Below are 7,204 nucleotides of genomic sequence, written 5' to 3'. Positions count from 1 at the left end.
GCATAGGCGCCAACCTGAGAGGCCTGCTGGGCGGTCGAAACCCCGATGCCCACGCACACATAAGGAGCGCCCGCATGTCTGACTCTTGCCACCAGGTTCTGGGCCGAATTGGACATGCTGGTTCGTTCGCCGGTCACTCCCATTCGTGAGGTCGCATAGACGAATCCTCTGGCGGCTCGAGAGGTGATCTGCAGACGTGCATCAGTGGAGTCGGGCGAGACCAGATAGACCCGGTCAAGCCCATAGCGGTCAGACTGCTCTATCCATTCCCCGGATTCGTCGACAATCAGATCCGGGGTGACAAGCCCGGACCCGCCAGCCTCGGCCATGCGCTGGGCAAAGTCCGCTACGCCATGATGCAGAATCAGATTCCAATAGCTCATGACCAGAGCCCTTGCACCGTCCGCCTGGACCTGGCGAACCGCATCGAAGACACCCTCGACCTTAACGCCATTATCGATGGCGCACTTGCTGGCTGCCTGGATTACTGGGCCATCCATGACCGGGTCGCTATAGGGCAGTCCGATCTCAACGATGTCGACCCCGCTTTTCACCATGACCCGCATGGCCTCCAAGGATGTTGGCACGTCAGGAAATCCGTAGGGGAAGTAGCCGATAAAGGCAGGCCTGCCCTGCTGCCGGAGGGCCTGCAAAGTGGATGCCACCGGGCTGGTCGCGCGGCTGAACCCTTTGGGCTGAGCGGGGGCTTTTTGCCATTGCCATATCTGGTTGACCATCATCGGGCCTCCTCTTCCGCTTGATCACTCTTGCCGTGCCCGGCCTGGGCTTCCAGCGCACTGGCCTCCTGCTCGGACAGATAGCCGAACCATCTGCCCGCAGTGGCCACATCCTTGTCGCCTCGGCCCGAGATGTTGATCAGGATGACAGGATTCCTGATTCCTTTGCGCAAAAGGTCGGTGGCTGCCTTGCTGGCTCCGGCCAAGGCGTGCGAAGACTCCAGAGCGGGGATGATGCCTTCGGTCCGGCAGAGGTCGCTGAAAGCCTGCATGGCCTCCTTGTCGGTTGCGTAGTCATACTTAACCCGGCCCATGTCGTGCAGCCAGGCATGCTCAGGTCCCACCGAAGCGTAATCCAGGCCGGCGGAAATCGAGTAGGTGTCCATGGTTTGGCCTTGGTCATCCTCCAAAAGATAGGACTTGGTCCCCTGGAAGACGCCGATCTGGCCTGTCCCTGGCGACAGGCGGATGGCGTGCTCGCCTGACTTGGGCCCGTTTCCACCAGCCTCGTAAGCGTATAGGGAGACTCGGGGATCATCCAGGAAAGTGTTCATGATGCCGATGGCGTTGGAGCCTCCGCCGACGCAGGCCACAACTCCATCAGGATGGTCGATGCCGTACGCAGACAGCTGGGCGGAGGCTTCTTCGCCGATGATCTTCTGAAAGTCCCTGACGATGGTCGGGAAGGGATGGGGGCCTGCTACCGTGCCCAGCAGGTAGTGGGTGGACTCCACATTGGTCACCCAATCGCGCAGGGCCTCGTTGATGGCATCCTTGAGAATCTTGGTCCCGGTGGTCACCTCGACGACTTCGGCTCCCAGCATTCGCATCCTGGCCACGTTCAGGGCCTGTCTGCGGGCGTCGACCTGCCCCATGTAGATTCGGCACTTGAAGCCCAGGAGGGCGCAGACTGTAGCCGTGGCCACGCCGTGCTGCCCAGCGCCGGTCTCGGCGATAACGCGGGTCTTGCCCATGCGCTTGACCAGGAGCCCTTGACCCAGGGCGTTGTTGATCTTGTGGGCGCCCGTATGGTTCAAATCCTCCCGTTTCAGAAAGACCCTGACCTGGCCGCCGACCCGATCGCTGATCAGCTTGGCGAACCGAGGCGCAGGTGTCAGGGCTGAGGGACGCCCCACATAGACCCGGTTGAGCCTGTTCAGCTCCTCACGGAAGGCCGGATCGGCCTTGGCCTCCTTGTAGACACGCTCCAGTTCATCAAGGGCGCCAACCAGGGCCTCAGGTACATAACGACCGCCATAGGGGCCGAAATAGGGACCGTCATGGGTAGAGAGGGGCCTGGCCTCGGCAGCCTTGAATCGATGACCAGCCTGAACCAGCAAGCGAACCGTCCCCTCCTGGTCCTGGGAGGTGACCAGACCTTCTCCTATCAGGACTGCATCGGCCCCGGCCCGGGCGTACCGCTCCAGCTCGACCGTCCCGAACACTCCGGACTCAGCCACCTTGACCACATCCTTGGGCAGATTGGAAGCTAGACGGGCATACTGGTCAACGTCAACGCTCAAGTCCTTCAGGTTGCGGGCGTTGATGCCAATCACCTTGGCACCGGCCGCAATGGCACGCTCGATTTCCTGACGATCATGCGTCTCGACCAGGGCAGTCATGCCCAGACTCCCGGCCAAGTCGAGTAGGTGCTTGAGGCGGGTGTCATCCAAGGCCGCCACAATCAGCAGGATCATATCGGCCCCATTGGCTCTGGACTCCCAGACCTGGTAGTCGGAGACGATGAAGTTCTTGTTGAGCACGGGAATGCCCACTGCCTGCCTGACCTGTCGCAAATCTTCCAAGGACCCCAGGAAGCGTCTGCCCTCAGTCAGGACAGATATGGCCGAGGCGCCTCCGTTGGCATACTGTCGGGCCAGGGCAGCAGGATTTTTGATGTCGGCAAGATACCCCTTGGAGGGCGAGGCGCGCTTAATCTCTGCGATAATCGGAATGCCGACGCTCTCCCTGAGCAGTCGGGCGGCATCCAGAGGTTTGCGCTTCATGCTCCTGACCTGTTGCTTGAGGCTTTCCAAGGGAATCTTCTGTACCCGGCCCCTAGCATCCTCCACGGCGCCGGCCACCAGTTCATCCAAGACGGTCATAGAGCCCTTCCCTCCAGTTTTCTGAGTGTTCCCTGCAACAACCTTAGCGTCTTTCTGCACTGGATGGCCCTTCCTGACTCTGCATTTCCGCCTGAGTGCGATTGCCTTGCACTACCGGAAGCGGTCCGCCAGCTTCGAAGCACGACCTGGTCCCGGTATGGCAGGCCGCCCCTACCTGGTCCACCTCTACAAGAAGCGCGTCCCCGTCGCAGTCAATGCTGACTCCCTTGACATACTGGACATGCCCGGAGGTGTCCCCTTTCCGCCAGTATTCCTGCCTAGAGCGGGACCAGAATGTGACTCTTCCTGTTGTCAGGGTCCGTCTAAGGGCCTCCTCGTCCATGTAACCGACCATGAGCACCTGGCGACTGTCATACTGCTGGACCACTGCGGCCACAAGTCCCTTGGCGTCCTTCTTGAGCCTGGCCGCTATGCTCGGGTCCAAACGTTCTTCCTCGTCCTTCGAAGACTGTGACATTGATTCTCATTCTCCTTGATTCAGCTAATTAATTCGGCTAGTTTGTCCGACATAACCTTGGCGGTTGATTGTTCATGGTATGGATATGGTTTCCCGATGGCTGCCAACAAGGCCTGCAAAAGCCATGCACCATGTGGTGCCAAAATTTTTCTGCGGGATTGGTTCAGGCCTGCCATCGAACCGGATACCCGGCCGCATGGAGCGCCTGCTTGACGTCCTTGATGGACACCTGGCCAAAATGGAAGACGGAAGCCGCCAGGACCGCATCAGCCCCAGCCCTGACCGCAGGAGGAAAATCGGCAGCCTTGCCTGCCCCGCCGCTGGCGATGAGCGGAAGAGATACCGCCTTGCGCACGTCGGCGATCATTTCCAGATCGAAACCTTGACGGGTGCCGTCCGCATCCATGGAATTGAGAAGAACCTCGCCGGCTCCGAGTTCTTGAGCCTGCTTAACCCAGTCAACGGCATCGATGCCAGTGGACTGGTGGCCGCCCATAGTGGTCACTTCATATCCCGAGGTAATACCCTGTGCATTAGATCGGCGGGCATCGACCGAGAGCACCAGAACCTGGCGACCAAACCGCTGGGCGATGTCGCCGATGACCTGCGGGTTGGCGATAGCTGCTGTATTGATGCCGACCTTGTCAGCCCCGGACCGCAGGAGAGTGTCGACATCCTGCGGGGTGCGCACGCCTCCGCCGACAGTCAGCGGAATGAAAATCTGGTCGGCAGTGCTTTTGACCAGGTCCACCATGGTGGCTCGCCCGCTGCCCGAAGCAGTCACATCCAGAAAGGTCAGCTCGTCGGCTCCCTGCTGGTAGTAGGTGGAAGCCAGTTCGACCGGATCACCCGCATCGCGCAGATTCTTAAAGTGGACGCCTTTGACCACACGGCCCTGGTCGACATCAAGGCAGGGAATGACACGAACCGCTACCGTCATGCGACCTGCCTTCCTGCCTGAACCAAATTGTTTGAATCAAAACTTTAGCTTCTGCAGTGTCTGATGACTACCGCATGTCCACACTATGGCATGACAAGATTGCAAAACGCTAAATCAGGCCTGAAGATTGACGGCCTTGGCTGCCAGCTGTCCGCAGGCGCCGTCAATGTCCGATCCGCGGGTGTCCCTCATGGTTGCAGTGATACCGGCCTTGTGAAGGATATCCAAGAAGCGCTGCTCATCCTCAGGCTTGGAGGCCGTCCAACGAGACCCCTCAATCGGATTGAGAGGTATGGGATTGACGTGCGCCCAGTCGTCCCCATAGTGGTTGAGGCGCTTGGCCAGAAGACGGGCATGCTCGGCCTGGTCGTTGATGCCTCGCATTAGGGCATACTCGATGCTGACCCGTCTGCCGCTGGCCAGGTAGTAGTCGTGAGCTGCATCCAGAACCTGGGTCGTGTTGAAGCGCCTGTTCATGGGCACCAGCTCGTCGCGCAACTTGTCGCTGGGGGCATGGAGGGAGACGGCTAGACGGACCGGAATTCCCTCTTTGGTCAGCTTGCGGATGCCGGGAACCACGCCCACCGTGGACACAGTGATGTTCCTGGCCGAGATGCCGAATCCCTTGGGCGGCAGGGCACTGATCTGCCTGACTGCGGACAGGACAGCCCGGTAGTTGCCCATGGGCTCGCCCATCCCCATGAAGACGATATTACTCAGACGTCCCGGGCCCCCGGCAACCTGTCCGGACCCCATCATGTGAGAGGCGGCCCTGACCTGTTCCAGAATCTCGCCAGTCGACATGTTCCGAGTCAACCCAAGCTGACCGGTGGCGCAGAAGGGGCAGCCCATGCCGCAACCGACCTGGCTGGAGATACAGAGGGTGGCCCTGGAGGGATATCGCATGAGCACGGACTCGATTCTGGACCCGTCGAAAAGCTCCCAGAGAGTCTTGATGGTCGTCCCTTGATCCGCTTTCTGGACGGTGACTGGGGTGATCAATTCAGGGAAAAAACGGCGAGCGGCCTCTTGACGACTGGCCGCAGGGAAATCCGTGAAGTCACCCGGATTGATGGACAGATGACTGAAGTAATGGTTGGCCAGCTGAGAGACACGGAATTTCGGCAGGTCCAGTTGAGCGCAGACCTCCTGACGCTCCTGCTGGTCCATGTCCGTAAAGTGGCGCGGCGGCTTACCTCGACGTGCATGGTCGGCCGCCAGAACGTCCCTGAAGGCACCGTCTTTGCCTCCGGGGGTGATGCCGGTTTCAGGCTCGGCACCGGTCATGTCGACATCTGTCATACCTCTACCTCATCCTGTATCAGCTACTCAACCCGCCAAAACTATGAAAAACACGTACAGTCAATTCCGATCACAGACCAGTGATCAAAAGGACCAGTGTGATGAATGGTGCGGACATGAGGATGGAATCCACCCTGTCCAGCACTCCGCCGTGGCCCTTGAGCAGGTGGCCCATGTCCTTGATCCCCAGGTCTCGTTTGATCAAAGATGCACTCAAGTCGCCCAAAGTGCCAGTGGCTCCGACCATGATGCCCATGAGCAGGGCGACCCACCAGATCCGCCCCCAATCCGCCATAGGATAGGTGGCCGCAAAGATGACCAGAGCGCCGACCAGACAGCAGAGCATGGAGCCTGCGAGACCCTCCAAGGACTTGCCGGGAGAGATGCGGGGCGCAATCTTATGCTTGCCGAAAAGCGAGCCGAAGAGAAGTCCACCGATGTCGCTTAGGGCAGGCAGGAAAATTACCATGAAGGCGTGCGCGGCAGGATGCCCGCCGAAGGTAGTGGGCAAGGTTATCAGACAGGCCAGGAGGGTGATGTAGACAACAGTCAAAAGAGTGACGCCCACATTGGCAAGTCTGCTTAACTGGCTCTCCCCTTTTGCAGCACCGTAGGAGGCATCGGCCATAGTCTGTGCATCCTTGCCCGACAGCTTGGCATTCACCGCCTTGAGCAGACGGCCACCCAGGCGATGATTGCGAGTGGCCGCAAGAGCCCCGATCAAGGCAGTGACCAGAACACCAGCGGTCATGACCACCACGTGGTCCGACGCGTAGAACGAGGCCAGCATAGTGGCCGCCGAGCAGATCCAGAGCTCTATCACCGGTATATGCAGACCTGCTGTGGCAAAGTCCACCCTGAGCTCCCAGAGACCCAGGGTCATGAAAATCACAATCAGATAGATGAATGCGTCGATTCGCACAAGGATGCAGGCCAGGATGATGACGACCAGAAGCGCTCCAGTGGCCACCGCCTGCGGCATGTTGCGCCCGGTCCGCTTGTTCAGGGTTTCGACGGCATCCTGACCTGTCTTCTCGGCGGAGCTTTCCTTGGTACTCATGAACAGTGGATCCTCCCAGGCGAATCAGACCTCGAGGATTTCCTTCTCCTTCGCATCCAGGAGCTGGTCGATCATGTCGTTCTTCTGCTTGGTGACGGTCTCCAGCTCCTTCTGCAGCCGGTTGCCCTCATCCTCGCCCAGATCGCCATCCTTGACCTTGCCCTCCAGCTCTTCCTTGACCTTGCGTCGAATGTTGCGGACAGCCACCTTGCCCTCCTCGGCCTTGTTCTTGGCCAGCTTGACATAGTCCCGGCGATGCTCCTCGGTCAGCTCGGGCATGGTGACCCTGATGACGTTGCCGTCACGGCTGGGGTTGACGCCCAGGTCCGAGTCGCGGATGGCCTTCTCGACTGCGCCTGCCTGAGAGGGGTCGAAGGGGGTAACGGCCAGGGTGCGGGGTTCCGGGACGCCAATGGATGCCAGCGACTTGATGGGCGTCGGAGTGCCGTAGTACTCCACCATGATGTCGTTGAGGAAGGAGGGGTTGGCACGCCCGGTCCTAATTCCCGAGAAGTTCTCCTTGGTCGCCTCGATGCTCTTGTCCATCTGCCTTCCGGCCTGGTCCACCACTGTGGTCATGAT

7 protein-coding genes are annotated in these 7,204 nt (G+C 59.8%); all 7 read right to left on the bottom strand.

Translation table 11 applies throughout. From position 1 onward, the window contains the following. Positions 1-737: tryptophan synthase subunit alpha (gene trpA / locus AC0AP0_RS06920; protein ID WP_490429861.1), on the bottom strand; the 737-nt coding region annotated here is incomplete at its 3' end. Further along, positions 737-2,842 (bottom strand): tryptophan synthase subunit beta, encoded by a 2,106-nt coding sequence (gene trpB / locus AC0AP0_RS06915; RefSeq protein ID WP_490429860.1) that lies wholly within the window; start codon positions 2,840-2,842, stop codon positions 737-739. The genes trpB and trpA, both read right to left, overlap by 1 nt. Before the next feature lie 43 nt (positions 2,843-2,885). Next, a complete protein-coding gene (gene hisI, locus AC0AP0_RS06910) occupies positions 2,886-3,320 on the bottom strand; it encodes a phosphoribosyl-AMP cyclohydrolase (protein ID WP_490429858.1) in 435 nt (144 codons plus the stop codon). 163 nt (positions 3,321-3,483) lie between these two features. Next, on the bottom strand, positions 3,484-4,260 hold the full coding sequence (gene hisF, locus AC0AP0_RS06905; protein WP_144176995.1) for an imidazole glycerol phosphate synthase subunit HisF: 777 nt from the start codon (positions 4,258-4,260) through the stop codon (positions 3,484-3,486). A gap of 114 nt (positions 4,261-4,374) precedes the next feature. Beyond that, complete coding sequence (gene rlmN, locus AC0AP0_RS06900; RefSeq protein WP_490429857.1) at positions 4,375-5,562, bottom strand: dual-specificity RNA methyltransferase RlmN; 1,188 nt, start codon at positions 5,560-5,562, stop codon at positions 4,375-4,377. 70 nt (positions 5,563-5,632) lie between these two features. Then, a complete protein-coding gene (locus AC0AP0_RS06895; protein ID WP_490429856.1) occupies positions 5,633-6,622 on the bottom strand; it encodes a phosphatidate cytidylyltransferase in 990 nt (329 codons plus the stop codon). A gap of 24 nt (positions 6,623-6,646) precedes the next feature. Further along, positions 6,647-7,201: a ribosome recycling factor gene (frr, locus tag AC0AP0_RS06890; RefSeq protein ID WP_490429862.1), complete on the bottom strand. Its 555-nt coding sequence runs from the start codon at positions 7,199-7,201 to the stop codon at positions 6,647-6,649. Between the last annotated feature and the right edge of the window lie 3 nt (positions 7,202-7,204).

This window comes from Bifidobacterium sp. POST2/T3 (B1), assembly GCF_058197115.1.
The sequence above is the reverse complement of the archived record's forward strand: the minus strand, read 5'-3'. Positions and strand labels throughout refer to the sequence as shown.